The organism is Pseudomonas sp. ERMR1:02, from assembly GCF_002277815.1.
GTDB lineage: Bacteria > Pseudomonadota > Gammaproteobacteria > Pseudomonadales > Pseudomonadaceae > Aquipseudomonas.
In genome coordinates, this window is sequence record NZ_NKJI01000039.1 from 1 (window position 1) to 17,896 (window position 17,896).

The following is a 17,896-nucleotide window of genomic DNA, read 5'->3' on the forward strand; positions in this document are numbered from 1 at the left end:
GCTCAGTTCGACTACATTGTCGACCAGCTTAATGCCATGAACATCGTTTACCTCCATGTCGTCGAAGGCGTTGCTGGCGGGCCACGCGATGTTGCCCCCTTCGACTTCGGCGCCTTGCGCAAGCGCTTCAAAAACATCTACATCGGCAATAACGGCTACGACCTCACTCTGGCCACCTCGCAGCTCATCGAAGACAAGGCCGATTTGATCGCTTTCGGACGCCCCTTCATTGGCAACCCGGATTTGGTGGACCGACTAAAAACCGGCGCTCCTTTGTCGGCATTTAATCCCGCAACCCTATTTGGCAGCGGCGCAGCGGGTTACACCGACTATCCAACGTTTGCTGAATCCAATGCCCAAAAGGGCTGAAAATTCACGGATAAGCGCGTACGCCAATCACCGCGTATGAAACGTTTAACCCTCGATTTGAAGAAGAGAATGACACCATGAGCACGCCCACAACTGTTCTGATCACTGGCGCCTCCACCGGCATTGGCGCTGTTTATGCCGAGCGCTTTGCGCAACGCGGACACAATCTTGTACTGGTAGCCCGTGACAATATCCGGCTAGAAGCGTTGGCAGCCAGGCTGCGCAGCGAACACAACGTCGCTATTGACGTTCTTAAGGCCGACCTCACCCAAATCAGCGATTTGAGGACAGTCGAGGCACGCCTGCGTGAAGACAGGAGTATTAAGATCCTGATTAACAATGCAGGCGCAGCTCAAACCGGCAACTTTATCGAGCAGACGCCCGACAGCGCCGCCCACCTCGTATCACTCAACACGACCGCATTGGTACGACTCGCGAGCGCTATAGCCCCACGCCTGGCCCAGGCCGGTGACGGCGCGATCGTCAATGTCGGTTCAGTCGTTGGCCTGGCACCTGAGTTTGGTATGACGGTCTACGGTGCAACCAAGGCTTTCGTGCTGTTTCTATCACAGGGAATGAGCCTTGAGCTTTCTCCCAAGGGTGTCTATGTGCAAGCCGTACTGCCTGCTGCTACCCGCACGGAAATCTGGGAGCGCGCGGGAATCGACATCAATACCCTGAACGAAATCATGGAAGTGGATGATCTGGTCGATGCAGCGCTGGTCGGGTTTGATCGTCGCGAACCTGTGACCATTCCGCCATTGCATGAGGCTGAACGCTGGGATGTTCTGCAAGCGGCCCGTCAAGGCCTGCTCTCCCAGATCCGGCAGTCACGTGTTGCCGAGCGATATCAGAGCCAAGCGTAATCATCTGGTAGCAACGGCGGCACGCTATTCGGGGGTTGAGCTCGCGGCATAGCAACTGCAGTACATCGAGTGAAGCCTCCGATTTTCACTGCGAGCACGGAGTAAACATGACTATTTCAAATATAAAACCCGACCTTGAATCGCAAGTGCCGTTTGTAAAGGCAGCGAATAAGCAGATTTACGTTAACGGCACGGCCTTCGCTTACCGTGACGTAGGTCCTCGGGGAACCGTCCCGCTCATTCTGTTGAATCACTGGGGTGCAGTTCTAGACAACTTCGACCCGAGGATCATCGACGGTCTCGCGAAGGCGCGGCGTGTAATCACCACTGACTACCGTGGAATCGGCGCATCGGGTGGGACGGCTCCAGCGACCGTTGGTGAAATGGCAAACGATGCGATCAGTGTGATTCGTGCATTAGGCTTCGAAGAGGTCGATCTGCTCGGTTTCTCGCTGGGAGGGTTCGTGGCACAGGATATAGCTCTAAAATCCCCACGCTTGGTACGCAAGCTCATCCTGACCGGGACCGGCCCCTCCGGTGGCGAGGGTATCGAAAGGGTCTGGTCAGTATCATGGCCATTGATGATAAAGGGCTTTCTGACGCTAAAGGATCCGAAGTCCTACCTTTTCTTCACCTCGACATCCAATGGTCAGCAAGCCGCTAAAGACTTCTTGAAGCGTCTAAAGGAACGTAAAAGGGACAGAGACAAAGGCCCGACACCCTCAGCGTTCTTTCAGCAGCTCAAAGCAATCATCGCATGGGGCAAACAAGCCCCACAAAATCTCAGCCATATCCGGATCCCGACGCTGATCGTAAACGGCGACAACGACATCATGGTACCCACCAGGAACTCTACTGACTTGGCGAATCGAATCCAAAATTCGCAATTGATCATTTATCAAGACGCAGGGCATGGCGGAATCTTCCAGCATCACGCTGATTTTGTGGCCAAAGCACTGTTATTTCTGGATGCGTGAGGACGAGTTCAACACGCCACTGAGTACGCGCAATCTTAAGAAAGTTTCTCCACTTCGATGGTGTGTATGTCAACTTCGGACCTTATTATTTAACTTAAGCAGAGAATATTCAGGAATGGCTGATGAGTGAATGTGAGCCTGCGCTAAAAAAACACCAGCCTTAATTAAGTTGCGGCCTTCTACTGTTCTCATCGCCCCATCAACAATCATCTGGCGCGGCTTGATGTTGGAACAGTAGAAAACCAACTCGCTAATGAAATGACGGGGAGCATTCGTGCCAGGTTGGCGCGAGCGAACGCTGCGTCCAGCGGACCGATGAGGGAGACAATGGCGGCTCCCGGCTTGAGAATGTTGATCGACTTCTCAATTGCGTCACCTCTGAGAGTACCGAGCACCACGTCACAATCACGCAAGACACTCTCGAATTCCTCCTCCTTGTAATCGACCACCTCATCTGCACCAAGACTGCGTACCAGTTCCACGTTGCCCGTGCTGGTGGTCGTATCGCCTTTTGACTCGAATACAAGCGAGTGATATTTGAAGCGTCGTTCAATAGGCCTATGGCAGAGCGTGAAGCGGATGTCGTGCCAGGAAAGTATCCAAACGCCTTACCACCTCGTCCGGCGCGGAGTCGGGAAAGAAATGACCGCCTGGAATTGCGGCAGCTTCTATGGTCGTACAACGTTCAGACCAGGTGGCGGGAATGTTGTAGTGTCGCGCCATTGCTCCTGACGCACCGTAAAGAATCAAAGCAGGGGCCGCAATACGTCTTCCTTGATCAATCAAGTCGTCCGAGAAATCGACCGCCAGCGTAGCGCGATAGTCGTTGCAGTAGCCGGCAATGGTCATTGGATCTCGCCATGATTGCCGGTACGCCGACAGTTGCTCTGCATTGAAGTCCTCAGGCCCCGCAGCCCCCCATCCGAAAAGACAGCTCTCGAAGAAGAAATCAGGATCAGCCTGGATCATTCGCTCGGGAAAGGGGCCCGGCTGGGCCAAAAAGAACCAGTGCCAGTAGCTTTGTGCGACTTCCTTGCGCAGATCGGTCAACAGCACCGTCGTTGGCACAACGTCCATCAGCGTTACGCTGGCTACCGAGCCAGGATGGTCGAGCGCCAAACGATGCGCAGTCCGAGCGCCACGGTCGTGGCCTACGAGATGAAACCTTTCATGCCCGAGTGCATGCATAAGTGCCAACTGATCCAAAGCCATCGCCCGGAACCCATAGTTCAACAAGCTTGCCTGGGCCGGGGGTTTACCCGACGCGCCATATCCGCGCAAATCAGCGCAAACAACCCGACGGCCCTGCGCGACCAACGCTGGTGCAATCCGCGCCCAGACTGCCATGGTCTGTGGAAAGCCGTGCAGCATCAGCACAGGTTCGCCTTCACCTGCAACGACACAGGCGATTTCAACTTCGCCTACTTTGATCTGATGACGCTTGAAGCCTTCAAACATAAGTCCTCCTTCCACACAAAGAATGCTCAAAGCCCGTCTCTTTGAATCACCTCCCATCGAAGCAGCGACCCTTTATCAAGCATCACCCACCCGCGCGAGTTCCGCTCCTTATAGTCGACGGTCGAGTTTCAGCGATCTTCGACGTTATTTAACCTTAACGATGACCTTGCCTTTCGCCCGACCTGTTTCCACATAAGCCAAAGCATCCGGGGTCGATTCGAATGGAAAGATCCGGTCCACAACCGGGTGTATGACCTCAGAATCGATGAGTGCGGTGATCTCACGCAATTGCTCACCGCTTGCTTTCATGTAAAGGAATGAATAACTGACGCCCCGACGTTTGGCTTTTTTCCTGATCCCATAACTCAACAGACGCATGACCAGTTTCAGGAACCCGGACAATCCAGCGCTTTTCGCAAAGTCAGCATCCGGTGGCCCAGAAATTGAGATGAGCTTTCCACCAGGCTTTAGCACACGTAGCGATTTCTCCAGTGTCTCTGTGCCCAGGCTGTTCAAGACCACATCGTAATCGTGCAGGACTTTTTCGAAATCGTCTTTGCGGTAATCGATTACGACATCCGCACCAAGGCCTTTCACCCACTCGACATTCGCCGTGCTCGTGGTCGTGGCGACGATTGCCCCCAAGTGCTTGGCCAACTGAATGGCCAGCGTTCCAACACCACCAGAGCCCGCATGAATCAGCACCTTTTGGCCTTTCTTCAGGTCCGCTTTTTCGACTAGCGCCTGCCAGGCCGTCAAGCCAACCAGAGGGATCGACGCTGCTTGTTCCATGGTGAGACCTTTCGGCTTGATCGCCAACGAGCCTTGTTTGATCGCAATGAATTCTGCGAATGCACCGATTCGATCATCATCTGGCCGTGCATAGACTTCATCGCCGGGCTTGAACTGCTGCACTCGTGAGCCAACCCTTACGACGACCCCGGCTAAATCGTTACCCAGTATGAGCGGCATGCGGTAAGGCAAAATCATCTTGAACTCGCCGTCCCTGATTTTTAAATCCAGAGGGTTTACACCCGCAGCATGGATCTGGACTAAAACGTCATCTTTGCCCAATTCTGGCTCGGGCATTTCAGTCGCCCGTAGCGCAACTTTTTTTCCATAGCGATCGATAATGAATGCTTTCATCGTGCGTCCTTATTCCTGGCGTATCCAGGTCTGTGAACGTCCCAGCACTGGCAGACCGATGTAGCCGCGAACGTTGAGTTTTTTGCCCTCGTCGGACAGCGTCGCTTTACTGCTATAGACCTTACCGTTGTCCGGATCGAGGATTTGGCCATCGGTGTATTCTTCGCCGTCCTTTCTCAAACCGGTCAGAATGGTTAGGCCAACAATCGGCGCGTTCTTGTTCACGCCCTCACATTTCACGCACTTCGGATTCTGAGATTCGCCGAGGGTAGGAAACGCTTTTTCGATAACGCCTTTCAGAACGCCCTCGGGTTCGGTGATTCGAATCAACGCCCTAGGCTTCCCACTGACGTCGTCTATGTTCTGCCACAGCCCAACGGGCGAGTTATCGTCTGCCCAAAGTGCAGATGACATGACTGCTGCTGCCAGGGTAAGTCCGAATACACCTGCTTTGTTCAGATTACGCATTACCTGATTCCTCATCATCGAGAGGCTTTTAATTAATGGCTTGATGCCATTTGCGGGTTGTGAAATAGGCTTGGGGCTCATGGCTACCGGATTACTCATTCGGTTTTAAAAAACCGTTTTTTGAGCCACGTAAGACGTAAAGGAACGCAAAGACGAGCGCGACTTCGATAAGAACGGCGGACAAGATCCCAAAGCCCACATTACCCATGGCAAGTTCAAATACGCCAAGGACGGCGAGTATCAAGCAGGTCACGACCAACCCTGTGATCAACGATGAGCGGGCCAAGGACGGCCCCGTATTTCTTGCAGAAAAAAACATGACTCCTATCCCCGCATACAACGCAGCCCCCCGACGTCCGACTACCCCGGTGGACTCATTGAAATCCACGCCCCAGCTTGCCAGCAAAAAACCGGGTGCAAACGTCCAGGTGAAGGCCAGAGCAAAGAACAGGAATGCTGAAAGGATGGCGAGATTTCTGAAGTTAACTTGCATTGGAAGATCCTGAAGTATTGTTTTTCGTTGTGGATAGACCAGGCGTGCCACCCTTCGCGCTTTACCGTTTTCCAGATTCACGCCTGAATCCCTTGGCCTCGATTCACCATCAGTCCCGCTAGCTCTCCAAGCGCCGGAAAAATAACATTGTTATTTGATAAACATAACTCCGTTATGGCACTATTGCAATATGACCTCTGAAAACTCACTCCCTAATGCCCCCTCTCGCCTTGTTGAGGCGACCATCCGCGTGCTTGCAACTAGCGGCCCATCTGAAGTCAAAGCCCGCTCGGTATCGAGTGAAGCCGGCCTCTCGACGATGGGGGTTTATACTCACTTCGGTGGTGTGCCTGAGCTTCTACAGGCAGTCGCTGACGAAGGATTCAAGCGGCTGGCAACGGCCTTCAAGCGCGTGCCGGTTACGGATGATCCGATAGCCGACTTATGTGCAATGGTCCTGGCGTGCCGAGACCTGGCACGAAGCAATCCTCATCTGTACGACTTGATGTTTGGCCTTTCGATTGACGGGAGGTATAGCCCCTCACGAGGTGCCATGACACCCATTGCAGATGGACAATCCGAAGCGTTCAAGGCGACATACGCGATTCTGGTCGATGCGTGCGCTCGCTTGGTTGATGCGAAATGCGTCCGTAAAATCGATCCTGCTCTCATCGCACCACAGCTATGGAGTGCTGCGCATGGATTCATCATGCTCGAGCTCGCCGGTCACTTTGCGAGCATAGCCAATCCTGCCTCGGAGATCCTGGTAGCGACGTGCAACAACATTGTTGTCGGCTTTGGAGCGAAGCGCCAAAGCGTGGAATCTTCCACTGCTGGCGTAATTGCAAGATGGGCAAGCACGCCAGGAGCTTGAAAGCCGCGCAACCATGCAGTAGCGCGGTGCGAACGGTACTTCAGTTCATGTACTCAGCCGGTCAGCATATTCAGATGAGGGTCAACCGGTTCGCTCATTAGAAAAGCGACCGGTCATGATGAATGCTCATTTTTGCGGAGCAGGTGCGGAATCTGTATCGAGGCCGCACGCGGATCATCTGGATGGCTGGGCGCGACATCGGGCTGCCTCGTAGTTCCCGCTTCACCTCGTCCATGAATACCTTTGTTATTACCCTGACGGGCCTCCGGTATCTGCGCCATTGCGTATTCGGCAAGCGCCGTGATGGTCAGTGCAGGATTAACCCCGGGATTTGCAGGCATCGCAGCGCCGTCACAAACCAACATATTTTGATAACCAAAAACGTGCAGGTTCTGATCAATCACACCGCTTTTAGCATTGGCACCGATAACGGCGCCGCCCAGTACATGAGCTGTTGTTGGATATTACCCAGTGCTTCCATAACGTTACTCTGAGCTATGCCGCCGGTATGCCTGGCCAGCCATTGAGCGGCCTGATTACCCATTTCGATGTACGTCGGATTTGGCTTCTCGCGATTCTGTTCTGTGACGAGGCGGTAGCCACGGCCCAGCCAACGCTTGCTGGGGCGGAGTGCGATCGCATTGTCCAAAGCCTGCATTACGAGCAGCATCACCATGTGTCGGCTCCAGCCCCATGGCCACAGTGACTTGAGCCATCGCACCGGGTGCAACACGATATTCCCCAGCCACTTCAGCGGCCGCGTCACGCGGCCACCCTTGCCGACCAGCAGAGTACAGAGAAGGCTAAGGAAGTCGGCGTTGCGACCGTAGGTGAGAAACTCGATGTGAGTATCCTGATCGACGTGCACACTGCTGCTGGCAGTGACATCGTTCCAGGTTTTACGGTCTTCGGGCAGGCGCACGTTCAGAACCGATTCGCTGTTGGTGCGCACCAATTCACCAAGACGATTGCTGATCCGGGGCAGCGAGCCACCGTGCTTGCAGTTGGCCAATAATTCGTTGGTACCGAGAGCCCCGCCGGCGAAGATGATTCCGTGAGCGGTATACGTCTGACGATCACGGAAGAACCAGGCGCCGGGACGCTGTGTGGTCACACGGTAGCCTTCACTGCCATCGGCGGCCCCGAGTGGCCTCACGTCAACGACCTCGTGCTCTGCCACTATCTGCACGCCGCGTTTCTCTGCGAACCAAAGGTAGTTTTTTACCAGCGAGTTCACAGCACCGACGCGGCATCCGACCATACAGGCGCCGCAGCGTATACACCCCGTGCGGTCAGGTCCTTCCCCACCAAAATAGGGGTCCTTGACAGTCTTGCCCGGCTCGCCAAAAAGACACCAGTGGGTGCGCGAGTGAATGTGTTTTCGGTTCCGAAGTGTTGCGCCATCTCTCGGGCCAGTTGCTGGTTCGTCGAATCGAAAGGCACCGTCTTTACCCCAAGCATGCGCTCGGCCGTATCGTAGTGAGGCTGCAACAGCCTGGCCCAGTGACCGAGCTCGCGCCACTGCACGTTTTCGAAGAACTCTGGCTTGGCGCGATACAACACACCGCCATACACGGTGCTCCCGCCACCGACCCCCGATTGGCTGGGGAAAAAGACATGGCGAAACAGCGACATGCGCATGATGCCCTTCAAACCCAGTGCGGGTGCCCACAGGTACTTGTTGAACTGCCAAGCCGACTTGGGAAGGTCTTCGTCACGATAACGGCGGCCGCGCTCAAGCACCGCCACTCGATAGCCTTTCTCCACGAGGCGCAGAGCCGAGACGCTGCCGCCAAATCCCGATCCGATCACCAGCCAGTCGAAGTCGGTGTTTTTCATAGTGTGTCCCCTTCTACGTGCCAGGTGCTTTGCCGTCTAATGTCCATCAGGGAATTACCCTTCAATCGACCCACTCGGTCCACATCTTGCGCAGCCACAGCTTGTCGACCTTGCCCAAGGCGTTCTTCGGCAAGCTGTCGATGATGTTGATCGTGGAAGGTCTTTTGTAACGCGTCAGCCGGTCGGTACAGTGCTCATTCAAGCTCTGTTGGGTACCCGCGAACCCCGAACGAAACGCGACATAGGCAACAACAATTTCACCGAGTGTCTCGTGGGGAGCACCGATCACTGCTGCTTCGAGAACGCCTGGAAATTCGAACAACGCATCTTCGATCTCCTTCGGATAGATGTTCTCGCCACCGCGAATGATCATCTCTTTAAGGCGCCCGACGATAGCCAGATAACCGTCCTCGTCGATTCGCCCAATGTCGCCGGTGTGCAACCAGCCACCAACGATGGTCTTCGCGGTTTCCTCCGGTTTCCCAAGGTATCCGCGCATGACGTTCGGGCCTTTCACCAGCACCTCACCAATGGCGCCTTGCGGCAGATGCAAACCGCTCGGATCGGCGATTGCAATGTGTTGCCCGATGAAGGGCAGCCCGACAGTACCGACCTTGCGCCGGCCGTCAAAGGGGTTGATGGTCGAAGCACAAGTGCCTTCGGACAGCCCATACCCCTCAAGCAGCGGAAAACCGAAACGAGCTTCAAATTTTTTAAGTAGTTCCGCCGATGCAGGTGCCGCGCCGCAGATGCCATACCGAAGACTGGAGGTATAGGGTTTGATCTCACGGGGTAATGCGTTAAGCATTGCGTAGATGGTTGGCACTGCGGAGAAGTATGTGGGCCGAATCCACTCGACATTCTCAAAAATGTATCGATGTTAAAGCGCTTCCTGATCGTCACCCGGCCACCGCTTAATAACGGAATAAGGGTACTCACCAAAATGCCGTTTACGTGAAATAGAGGCAGTATCAATAAACAATGGTCCGCTGCCGTGACCTTTAGTGAATGTCGGCCCATTTGCGACATGGCTTCAATATTGGCGTGATCAAGCATCACGCCCTTCGGCAAGCCGGTAGTGCCACTTGTGTAGATCAGCAGAGCTAGTGCGGCAAGCTCTGCAAACGGTATACCTGTGTAGGGCGCCCCCGTTTCCAGATCGGCCACTGGCAGGGATTGCACACTTTCGACCACAGCTTCGCCACTGGTATTGATGAGCAGCTTCGCCTTTGAATCAACCAGTTGATGGGTTGCTTCCTTACTGGTAAACGCAGGATTAATAGGCGTGATCGCCGCCCCAGACGCCAGGCGGCGAACATCGCCACCACAAATTCGACCTGGTTGGGCAACATGATGGCGACGACATCTCCGACGCCTACACCCATATTCGCGAAGACTCCCGCCGCGGCGAGGATTCTGGAATGAAACTGCCGGTTAGTCAGGTTGCTGTTGTCGTCAGCGATACACAGAGCATCGGGCTCTGACGCCGTGCGTAAATCTGAAAGCCTGGAAAAGCACATTATTGTTGTTCTCTCTGAAAAGTGACTGAAACGCTCGAATCAGTTGGCTGAAGAGCCAAGTAGATGTTTCGTCAGAAATTGGGTCTGATCCGCCACCAGCTCTTCGAACGCATCGCCCATGTAGAACTCGAAATGCCCAGCGCTATAGAGCCTCGTCTCTCCATGCGGCGCTCTGCGCACCAAGGCGATCGTCTGATCTGCAGGCGTCACGGTGTCAGTAGTGCTGACACAAAATAGAATGGGGAACTTCACCTTCGCGGCGGAGCGTCCGGGTCGATACGCAATGATCTCCGGGAGCACCCGCGCTGCGACGTGATTGATGAACACCATCCCCTCTGGCATCAGGGCCAGATAACCCGGCAGGGCGTCATGGGCATTCATCAATGCTGGCTTACCGGGAGCGGCAGCGATTGGCACCATCACTGGCGGGCGACCCAGCAGTTTGGCTGCAAAGTCACGCAGGAGGACCGGGGTAACCTGCAGCGACCCCTTCACACCCAGTGCGGCTGCCGCAGCCAGACCGTCGGTAAAGGGACACTGGCTAATAGCTGCCCGTAACTCAGGATGTCGGCTGGCCACCGTGATGGCATGCCCTCCCCCAACGAGCTTCCCCATACGGCAACCCGGCTTCCATCGACATCCGGGCAGCCTTTGACGAAGTCCAGTGCCGCATCCCAATCAACAAGTTGTCGCTTCACCGACATCAGCTGCCTGGGCCAACCACCGCTGTCTCCAAAGTAACGGTAGGTGAAGGCCAATGTAGCAATTCCCGCAGCAGCGAAACGCTCGGAAAAGGCATCCAGACGCATCTCGCGAACCGCTCCGAGTCCGTGACCGAGTACGACAATCGGAGGTTTCTCTACCCCGACCGGCAGGTAGAGCCAAGCCGAACAGTAGGTTTCGCCCGAGTCAAAGCGGATGTCCTGGCGAGTGACTCGATAGGGAAGTCGCAACGCTTGATTCATTTCTTGCCTCCTGCGTTTTGCAGGGGCAAAGAACCTTGCTCAAGGGTGTGCTCGAAAATGGCCGGGTTGTAGAACGGCACGCCACCGTCGCGATCGGTGCGCTCAAGGTATTCGACCATTAGCGATTGCGCAGTCTCGGAGGGCGAGATCTTGATGAATTCGGTGCGCTCCATGTGCAACCCCTCATCAAGGGTGGCTGATCCGCCCAAGTACACAGCCCGCTTGATAGCCTCAATGGCGCCCCTGGGTCGGGAGCCCAGATACCGGGCCAGCTCAATGGCTCGATCAAGCAACGCATCCGGAGCAACCACTTCGTCGATATACCCTATTTCGAGCGCTTTTTGAGGCGACACCGGTCGGCCTTCGAGCATCAGCATAAGAGCTCGATGGGCACCGACCAGCCGTGGTAATCGCTGAGTGCCCCGCCGCCGGGAAGGATTCCTAGAAGCACTTCTGGTTGCCCGATGAAGAACTCGCCATCTGCCATCAGGCGGACGTCACAGGCCAGCGCGAGTTCGCTGCCAAGGCCCAGCGCGGACCCATTCAAAGCCGCGACGAAAATAACGCCGCTGCGGTTCATCCGTAAAAAGTGTCGTGCAGCTTGTCAAGCTGCATCCCGCCCTCCAGCGGTGTCAGAGACGCAGCTGCCGCCAAGGGCGCAACACCGCGAACGGTCTTTGCGGTTCGAGCGATCGCCGAGGCAGCCGTGCGCCCGACCGACGGGATACTCTTTCCACCTTCCTGCAGCCAACGAACGTCTGCATGACCGATGAAACGCTCAGGATGAGTTCCGGTGAGCACCACAGCTTTTACCGCGGTATCGGACTCTAGCTTGTCCAATAGCTGCGAAAGCTCATTGGCCATGTCCAACCCCATCAGCCCGTGTAGACCTCCATCCAGCCGCGCAATCAACACAGCGCCACGGGACTCCATATCAAGGTACTCAGGCGGCGTATGCATCTTCGTCATCTCTTGGATCCTCTGGTGATAAGCCTGGAGAGCAGATCCGCGCTCCATCTTTGATGTCCACCTCGTAGCAGCTATCAGCTCTGCTCAGGGTGCCAACCGTCGATTGAAAACAGATAACACTGTTATTTGCGAAACATAACACTGTTATAGTATGGTCGCAATACGCCCATCCCTTGCACGAGTGGCCTGATGATGACGATGACGCGGGATACAACGTTCAGCGCAAGCAAAAGCGCGAAATTCGTCAACTATCAACGCGATTTCTTCCGAAGGTGCAGGTCATCGGCTTTTAAAAACAAGAATATTCAGCACCTGAGGAAACCCTATAAATGAAACCGCGTATCACTGTGGTGCAGAGCAATCGAGCCGGCAGCAATCCGTCCGAACCCCCTCTTCCAGAATGGAAGCCTGCAATTCTCGTTACAGGCGCGGCCTCCGGAATCGGTCGTGCCTGCGCTGAGCTGTTTGCGCAGCGCGGCTGGTTTGTGGGTCTATACGATATTGATTCAGAGGGTGTCGCAGCGGTCGCAGCGACTTTGGGAGAGGGCAACGCAGTCTCCGGTACTCTAGACGTAAGCGATCCTGAGGCATGGGCGCGGGTGCTTGCAGAGTTCTGGACGCAAAGCGGTCGGCGGCTCGATGTACTGTTCAACAACGCAGGAATTCTCGCAGCAGGGCAATTTGAAACCGTCCCGTTGACCAAACACCACGCGATGCTTGACGTGAACGTTCAAGGAATGATCACCGGCTGTCACAGCGCCTTTCAGTACCTACGAGGGACGTCCTGCTCTCATGTCATCAATATGGCCTCAGCCACCGCAATTTACGGCCAGCCTGAACTTGCAACTTACTCGGCTAGTAAGTTCGCCGTGCGCGGATTCACCGAAGGACTCGACCTCGAATGGAAAAAGTTCGGCATCCGCGTGAGCGACATCTGGCCAAGCTTCGTAAAGACCGCGATGGCTGACGACTTCGGCCGCATCCCCAGCGCCAAGTCGCTGGGCATTCGGCTCACACCGCAAGACGTCGCGTCGACCGTATGGACTTGCGCAACGACAAAACGACGAATTCACAAAACTCACTGGACTGTCGGCATGCAAGCCGGATTCCTATCGTTCGCTACACGCCTGGCGCCTCCTGCTCTCACCCGGTGGATAGTCCAACGCATGGCGAGATAAAGGACGAGTTTACGACTCTCGAAAACGAACCAGGGCGAGACATCAGAAAACACGACCGACCAGGCCCGGCCCCATGAGTGGACTTAGTGTCCCTGGGGCCATCCGATCGGGAAATAGTGCTCCCCGTCCACCAAGATTTCGATACACCTTGCCAACGATGGAGCTGCCAACAAAATGAAAGGCTTCAACTGGATCGATGAACTAAGCCCTCAAGTGCGGGATTCCATTTTACGTTGCGCTCGTCCAAGAACCGTTGCCGATTCGAAGATCCTGTATCAAAGCGGCGATCGAGTAACGGAAGTTTTTCAGATCGTTTCCGGGGCCATCCGCAAATGCATCCTCACCGAGGACGGCCAGGAGGTACTGCTCTACGTTTATGGACCTGGCGATATAGTTGCTGATGCTCCGGTGACTGATGATGAGCCCTCCCCCTCACACTGACGACGCGCGGAGAAACCAGATTGAGAGTCTGGTCGGCGGGCGACCTGAAACTGCTCCGGGAGCAGCACCATGAAATCGAAACGGCGCTCGCCTGCCAGATCAACCGTCGCTTACGGGTAGCACTTCAGTTGATCGAGGAGCTGCTAACCTTGCCGGTCGCGGCAAGAATCGCGTCCCGCTTCGCTCAACTTAGTGATCTGCAGAAACCTTCTGATCAAGGAGTCGATTTACTGCTCTCGCAGGTAGATATAGGTCTCATGGTCGGAAGCACACGGCAAAGCGTCAATCGAGTGGTCAACGAACTCAGAGGACTGGGCCTGATAGAACCGCTCTACGGCAAGATAACTATTAAGGACCTGCCAGGACTTAACCGTTACGTTCGAGAACATCACCGCTCGAGCGAACGATAGGTTACCCAATGTAATCTGGAAAACGTTTACCCCAGTCACAACAAGCAACACCCCTAGCCCCCTAAGCGCGCACGGTGAAAAGCATGGGGGCGTCAGGTCCAAAACCTCACCAGCGAAATGAAAAATAGCTCACACAACGTAAACTGGAAGACGTTTCCTCCGGATAACGCGCCCTACCATCGACTCCGTAAGCGCCCTTGTCATAACAATAAATCAGGCGCTACCGGAGATCTCTCATGCATGCACAAACGCTCGCCAATATTTCGCCTCCCCTCGTGCCACCGACGCGTCATCACCCTACCCATGTTTTCCACCTGTGCATGACGGAAACGTGATCGCCCAAAAAGTGGTGATGAGCCGCGCTGCGGCCCTGTTCGGAGTAAAAGCAGTGAACAAGATTATTCTCCAAAGCACTTTCGCACTGACCACCTGTGCGCTTTGCACCACCGCTGTTGCCAACGGCCTGGCCCTCAATGAGCAAAGCGCCAGCGGTGCCGGCACCGCCTATGCAGGCCGCGCCTCAACGGCGCTGGATGCCAGCACTGTCTATGGCAACCCTGCAGGCCTGAGCAAGCTTAAGCGCACCGAGGTCAGTGGTGGTTTTGCGATAGTCAGTCCCAAGGTCAATATCAGTGACGCCCAAAGCAGCGCCTCGGGCAGCAACAAGGGCGACTCAGTACCATTGGTTAAGGTGCCTTTCGGTTACTTCTCTACGCCGATCAATCAAGACCTCACCTTCGGAATGGGCATTTATGTTCCCCAGGGTCTGATCAACGATTATGAAAGCGGCTTTCAGGGTCGCTATCACGGTACCTACAGCAAGGTACAAGTGATCACGTTGCAGCCAACACTCGCCTATCGCATCAACGAGCGCGTCACAATCGGCGGGGGCCCCACCATCAATCGCATTGACGGCAAGCTACAGAACGATCTGGCCACGGGTGCATTGAATGCAGGAAAGGACACCCATATCACTATCAAAGCCGACGATATCGCGCTCGGCTACAACCTTGGGTTAATGGTCGATCTGAGTGACGCTACCACCTGGGGCATCACTTACCACTCCAAGGTCGACTATCACCTCAAAGGTCACACTGAAGTGAGCGACTCTCCGGGCGCATTTGGCCTGGACGGCAAGTACAAGACCTCGATGGATGCGACCCTTCCGGAGTCGATAGATACCTCTTTCACTCATCGCTTCAACGAGCGCTGGACCGGTTACCTCGGTACCACCTGGACGCGCTGGAGTCGTCTGCCGAAGCTCGAAGCAAACATAAGGGTGTGCCACCACTCGGTCAGCAACTAGGCTTCAACACCATTGGCGAAGAGCTGAATTGGCACGACACCTTGTCGGTTGCAGTAGGTGCCTCCTATCAACTTGATAAGGAGTGGGTGCTGCGTGGGGGCTTCGCTTACGATCCGTCACCGACCACCAACTCAGACCGCGAAGTGCGCATTCCCGTAGGCAACCGCCGAGCCCTGACCCTGGGAGCCGGCTACTCGCCCAACGCGGATCTCACCGTCGACCTCGCCTACGCCTACCTGTGGGAAAACCGCAGCTCGGTTAGTCAGCCCAACACTTCCGGACTCCAGCCAGCGTACAGCGCCAAGTACGAGAACAGCGCCAACGGCCTACAGGCGCAACTGACTTATCGTTTTTGAGGCCAGCGCAATGCTTCGTCTGACGTGGGCTGGCTCGTGATGAGCAAGCCCATGTCCGCGCCCGACCCGCCAGGTGCAAACCAGATCCCATCACAAGAGTAACGAGGTCAGACATTACCGAAAGCCATCCTATGGTCGTAGGTGATGTCGTCGGCCAGGCAGTGAGCAGCCGGTCGATGCAACGGATTGGCTAAATCGCTCAGAAAACTTTCGTCCCCCCCGAGGATATTCAAGCCGTTGTGATCCTCACCATTGCTCCCACTTATAACAGCGGGGTTGACTAAGTCAGTCAGTAGAGCCGCACTGGAAAAATGGTGCACAGAATCACAATGGGGTTAAGTCCGCTAACGTCGGAAAGCTGTGGGCAGCGCTTTTTTACTCAGTTTATTACGGGCCTGGGAGATTTAGTCACTCGCGCCGGTTTACAAGTGATACCGCCTTCTGGGTGGCGACACTGGTCAAAGTGGCCAATTTACGCACCTCGTCGGCGACCACTGCAAAACCACGCCCAGCCTCCCCTGCTCGGGCGGCCTCGATAGCGGCGTTTAGCGCCAACAGGTTGGTCTGGTTTGCGATATTGCGAATGGTCGAAACGATATCTGTCAGCTCCGCCAGTTTATCTTCCAAGTCATGGCGCTGAGCCTCTTGAATTGCACGCAAATTCTTCTGCTCATGCTGGACATGAATATCTTCCAGTGAGCCGACGATCCGTAGCGGGCTGCCATCGGCTGCCCGACGGGTTTCCGCCCGAGCCCGGAACCAGCGGTACTCCCCGGTTTTCATACGCAGCCGATATTTCCTGTCTAGAGGTGTCTGACCCGTGCGGTCATTGAGGTGGGCGAGAAACTGCTCAACGTTGTCGGCAAGCTCATCCGGATGCATCTGGTTGGTAAAACTGTCGAGACGGCCAGGAAAGTCCCTTCGCTCTCGAAGCCGAGTAGGGTACGGAACTGCTGCGACCACCACAGCCGGTTGTTCGGATTAATTGGATCACCCGCGAGTATTTCCATGTCCCACACACCATCGCTGAGCAGTTCGCGAGACAATTCGAAACGCGTCAGTGTTTTAAACAACTCTTCTTCCTGCTCACGCTCGAACTGGATATCCCGCAACAACCCCACCAGGCGCGGTTTCTTGCCAGATTTATCAGTCACGCTACTTGCCACACAGCAAAACCAGGCCTCATTACCATCGGCCCTAATCAGGCGAAACTCGCGCCGCCCACTACCCTGCTGGCGCAGTAACGTAGCTAGCCAGCCCAGGACCTCTGGTCGGCCCTCTGTCTTGATTCGCGCGACCCAGTCGCCGATGCCAACTTCCTGTCCCAGGCCAAGCAAGCCGCGAAAGCGCGAGGAGCACCAGAACGTGTTGTTCGGATCGGTCAGCTCCTGTGTCTGCACCTCAAGCTCCCACAAGCCGTCTTGACCAGATTGTTGAGCTGTTCCAATCTAGAACTGTCGCGTTGTTGGTTTTGCTCGAGGCCGGCGATTCGCTGGCCCATATCATTTACCTGAGCGATTGCTTGCGCCAGCTGTGCGACCAAGTCTTGCTCTCGACGATGCAACCCGAGCAGGGCTTTGGAGGCTCGGTTTGCCAGTGGGTGTTTTTCACTCGCCAGCAGTTCATTGTCCAGTGTCTGCCGCTCGAGGCCTGATACCAGTTGCTCAAGCACTCGTGCGTTATCGCAGCCTTGTTCCAATCAAACATATCCGCCACTCCCGTTCTTCGCATACAGCCAACGCCAATTCAGTCCGGCCTGCGAGCGCTTGCTCGGGTCAATTCCGGTCCGTGGTGACCGACAGAAATCGGCCAAAGCAGGCGGTCGACATACCAGATGTAGTCGACCGGTTTTCCGACAACCTTCAAAACATCCAATTTAGTAACCCAAAACCACCAGCTTTCGTGGACTGAGTGGTCCTGGGGTTGTCCTGCGACAACTCTTTCAGAGCTGTGCCTCTAGTTCACGGGCTACCGCTATTGGTCGAGACCTCTAGACTAAGCCCTGAGAGAGGAACAACACAAAGGCTTTAGTTGCACCCTAGACTCTCCTTGCGGTGCGTCCCAAGATTCATATTCATCCTATTACTACCTAGAGGCTACAAAGCCGGTTAGCCAATCTTGAATCGATTTATTTCAGAGGTTTTCATCCCTCGAAATTTGACTGTCACGCTTTCAAAACTGCTCAACGTCATGCTCAAACAAGGAAGATGATCCGCCTTTGATACACGCGAACAAACCATGAATTCGCGGAAGTAACCGGC

The 17,896-nt window shown here is 55.2% G+C and carries 17 protein-coding genes and 8 pseudogenes; 8 read left to right on the forward strand and 17 right to left on the reverse strand.

From position 1 onward, the window contains the following. The 3 genes and pseudogenes from CES87_RS31490 to CES87_RS31500 form a co-directional block, all read left to right on the forward strand. Window positions 1-369, forward strand: a pseudogene (locus CES87_RS31490) (alkene reductase); the annotation flags it as partial. Window positions 370-446: 77 nt separating this feature from the next. Further along, window positions 447-1,235: an SDR family oxidoreductase gene (locus tag CES87_RS31495; RefSeq protein ID WP_128609320.1), complete on the forward strand. Its 789-nt coding sequence runs from the start codon at window positions 447-449 to the stop codon at window positions 1,233-1,235. A 107-nt stretch (window positions 1,236-1,342) separates the two neighbouring features. Then, on the forward strand, window positions 1,343-2,212 hold the full coding sequence (locus tag CES87_RS31500) for an alpha/beta fold hydrolase (RefSeq protein WP_128609322.1): 870 nt from the start codon (window positions 1,343-1,345) through the stop codon (window positions 2,210-2,212). Between the two features lie 284 nt (window positions 2,213-2,496). Here the strand turns inward: CES87_RS31500 and CES87_RS31505 are convergent. From CES87_RS31505 to CES87_RS31525, 5 genes and pseudogenes are all read right to left on the reverse strand, one after another. Continuing rightward, window positions 2,497-2,715 (reverse strand): annotated as a pseudogene (locus tag CES87_RS31505) (zinc-binding dehydrogenase); the annotation flags it as partial. 55 nt (window positions 2,716-2,770) lie between these two features. Beyond that, window positions 2,771-3,670, reverse strand: a complete 900-nt coding sequence (locus CES87_RS31510; RefSeq protein ID WP_128609323.1) for an alpha/beta fold hydrolase — start codon at window positions 3,668-3,670, stop codon at window positions 2,771-2,773. A gap of 144 nt (window positions 3,671-3,814) precedes the next feature. Beyond that, the gene (locus CES87_RS31515; RefSeq protein ID WP_128609324.1) at window positions 3,815-4,816 is read right to left on the reverse strand and encodes an NADP-dependent oxidoreductase; all 1,002 of its coding nucleotides are present in this window, start codon (window positions 4,814-4,816) and stop codon (window positions 3,815-3,817) included. Window positions 4,817-4,825: 9 nt separating this feature from the next. After that, on the reverse strand, window positions 4,826-5,284 hold the full coding sequence (locus CES87_RS31520; RefSeq protein WP_128609326.1) for a DUF2147 domain-containing protein: 459 nt from the start codon (window positions 5,282-5,284) through the stop codon (window positions 4,826-4,828). A gap of 91 nt (window positions 5,285-5,375) precedes the next feature. Further along, window positions 5,376-5,858 (reverse strand): hypothetical protein, encoded by a 483-nt coding sequence (locus tag CES87_RS31525; RefSeq protein WP_256591164.1) that lies wholly within the window; start codon window positions 5,856-5,858, stop codon window positions 5,376-5,378. 109 nt (window positions 5,859-5,967) lie between these two features. Here CES87_RS31525 and CES87_RS31530 point away from each other — a divergent pair, with 109 nt between their 5' ends. Further along, window positions 5,968-6,651, forward strand: a complete 684-nt coding sequence (locus tag CES87_RS31530; RefSeq protein WP_128609328.1) for a TetR/AcrR family transcriptional regulator — start codon at window positions 5,968-5,970, stop codon at window positions 6,649-6,651. A 113-nt stretch (window positions 6,652-6,764) separates the two neighbouring features. On the opposite strand, the gene CES87_RS33910 is transcribed toward CES87_RS31530, so the two are convergent. From CES87_RS33910 to CES87_RS33950, 9 genes and pseudogenes are all read right to left on the reverse strand, one after another. Continuing rightward, window positions 6,765-7,055: a GMC oxidoreductase gene (locus CES87_RS33910; protein WP_256591165.1), complete on the reverse strand. Its 291-nt coding sequence runs from the start codon at window positions 7,053-7,055 to the stop codon at window positions 6,765-6,767. Continuing rightward, a complete protein-coding gene (locus tag CES87_RS33915) occupies window positions 7,052-7,807 on the reverse strand; it encodes a hypothetical protein (protein WP_256591166.1) in 756 nt (251 codons plus the stop codon). The genes CES87_RS33910 and CES87_RS33915 overlap by 4 nt, the downstream gene beginning before the upstream one ends. 77 nt (window positions 7,808-7,884) lie before the next feature. After that, on the reverse strand, window positions 7,885-8,490 hold the full coding sequence (locus CES87_RS33920; protein ID WP_256591167.1) for an NAD(P)-binding protein: 606 nt from the start codon (window positions 8,488-8,490) through the stop codon (window positions 7,885-7,887). A 61-nt stretch (window positions 8,491-8,551) separates the two neighbouring features. Further along, the gene (locus CES87_RS33925; protein ID WP_371858291.1) at window positions 8,552-9,316 is read right to left on the reverse strand and encodes a class I adenylate-forming enzyme family protein; all 765 of its coding nucleotides are present in this window, start codon (window positions 9,314-9,316) and stop codon (window positions 8,552-8,554) included. A 113-nt stretch (window positions 9,317-9,429) separates the two neighbouring features. Next, window positions 9,430-10,010, reverse strand: a pseudogene (locus tag CES87_RS34750) (class I adenylate-forming enzyme family protein); the annotation flags it as partial. A 39-nt stretch (window positions 10,011-10,049) separates the two neighbouring features. Continuing rightward, complete coding sequence (locus tag CES87_RS33930; protein WP_256591168.1) at window positions 10,050-10,505, reverse strand: hypothetical protein; 456 nt, start codon at window positions 10,503-10,505, stop codon at window positions 10,050-10,052. After that, entirely contained in the window at window positions 10,502-10,975 is a 474-nt protein-coding gene (locus CES87_RS33935) for an alpha/beta hydrolase (protein WP_256591169.1), read from the reverse strand. Before CES87_RS33935 ends, CES87_RS33930 begins: the two co-directional genes overlap by 4 nt. Then, window positions 10,972-11,555: pseudogene (locus CES87_RS33940) on the reverse strand (enoyl-CoA hydratase/isomerase family protein). Before CES87_RS33940 ends, CES87_RS33935 begins: the two are co-directional and overlap by 4 nt. Continuing rightward, entirely contained in the window at window positions 11,552-11,944 is a 393-nt protein-coding gene (locus tag CES87_RS33950; protein WP_256591172.1) for a hypothetical protein, read from the reverse strand. Before CES87_RS33950 ends, CES87_RS33940 begins: the two are co-directional and overlap by 4 nt. Before the next feature lie 329 nt (window positions 11,945-12,273). Between CES87_RS33950 and CES87_RS31555 the strand changes: the two genes are divergently transcribed. From CES87_RS31555 to CES87_RS31570, 4 genes and pseudogenes are all read left to right on the forward strand, one after another. After that, a complete protein-coding gene (locus tag CES87_RS31555) occupies window positions 12,274-13,122 on the forward strand; it encodes an SDR family oxidoreductase (protein WP_128609330.1) in 849 nt (282 codons plus the stop codon). A gap of 174 nt (window positions 13,123-13,296) precedes the next feature. Continuing rightward, window positions 13,297-13,563, forward strand: coding sequence for a Crp/Fnr family transcriptional regulator (locus CES87_RS31560; RefSeq protein ID WP_128609332.1), 267 nt, complete (start codon window positions 13,297-13,299; stop codon window positions 13,561-13,563). A gap of 20 nt (window positions 13,564-13,583) precedes the next feature. Next, window positions 13,584-13,973, forward strand: a complete 390-nt coding sequence (locus tag CES87_RS31565; protein WP_178081525.1) for a Crp/Fnr family transcriptional regulator — start codon at window positions 13,584-13,586, stop codon at window positions 13,971-13,973. A gap of 352 nt (window positions 13,974-14,325) precedes the next feature. Then, window positions 14,326-15,635, forward strand: a pseudogene (locus CES87_RS31570) (outer membrane protein transport protein). A 423-nt stretch (window positions 15,636-16,058) separates the two neighbouring features. On the opposite strand, the pseudogene CES87_RS31575 reads toward CES87_RS31570, so the two are convergent. From CES87_RS31575 to CES87_RS34760, 3 pseudogenes are all read right to left on the reverse strand, one after another. Beyond that, window positions 16,059-16,418, reverse strand: a pseudogene (locus CES87_RS31575) (methyl-accepting chemotaxis protein); the annotation flags it as partial. Continuing rightward, a pseudogene (locus CES87_RS34755) lies at window positions 16,392-16,517 on the reverse strand (PAS domain-containing protein); the annotation flags it as partial. The pseudogenes CES87_RS31575 and CES87_RS34755, both read right to left, overlap by 27 nt. A gap of 200 nt (window positions 16,518-16,717) precedes the next feature. Continuing rightward, window positions 16,718-17,035: pseudogene (locus CES87_RS34760) on the reverse strand (PAS domain-containing protein); the annotation flags it as partial. Window positions 17,036-17,896 lie beyond the last annotated feature (861 nt).

Bases quoted from the DNA above. Each gene is read 5' to 3' on its own strand.
- CES87_RS31495 (WP_128609320.1), top strand. From the start codon at position 447: ATGAGCACGCCCACAACTGTTCTGATCACTGGCGCCTCCACCGGCATT.
- CES87_RS31500 (WP_128609322.1), top strand. From the start codon at position 1,343: ATGACTATTTCAAATATAAAACCCGACCTTGAATCGCAAGTGCCGTTT.
- CES87_RS31510 (WP_128609323.1), bottom strand. From the start codon at position 3,670: ATGTTTGAAGGCTTCAAGCGTCATCAGATCAAAGTAGGCGAAGTTGAA.
- CES87_RS31515 (WP_128609324.1), bottom strand. From the start codon at position 4,816: ATGAAAGCATTCATTATCGATCGCTATGGAAAAAAAGTTGCGCTACGG.
- CES87_RS31520 (WP_128609326.1), bottom strand. From the start codon at position 5,284: ATGCGTAATCTGAACAAAGCAGGTGTATTCGGACTTACCCTGGCAGCA.
- CES87_RS31530 (WP_128609328.1), top strand. From the start codon at position 5,968: ATGACCTCTGAAAACTCACTCCCTAATGCCCCCTCTCGCCTTGTTGAG.
- CES87_RS33920 (WP_256591167.1), bottom strand. From the start codon at position 8,490: ATGAAAAACACCGACTTCGACTGGCTGGTGATCGGATCGGGATTTGGC.
- CES87_RS33935 (WP_256591169.1), bottom strand. From the start codon at position 10,975: ATGAATCAAGCGTTGCGACTTCCCTATCGAGTCACTCGCCAGGACATC.
- CES87_RS33950 (WP_256591172.1), bottom strand. From the start codon at position 11,944: ATGACGAAGATGCATACGCCGCCTGAGTACCTTGATATGGAGTCCCGT.
- CES87_RS31555 (WP_128609330.1), top strand. From the start codon at position 12,274: ATGAAACCGCGTATCACTGTGGTGCAGAGCAATCGAGCCGGCAGCAAT.
- CES87_RS31560 (WP_128609332.1), top strand. From the start codon at position 13,297: ATGAAAGGCTTCAACTGGATCGATGAACTAAGCCCTCAAGTGCGGGAT.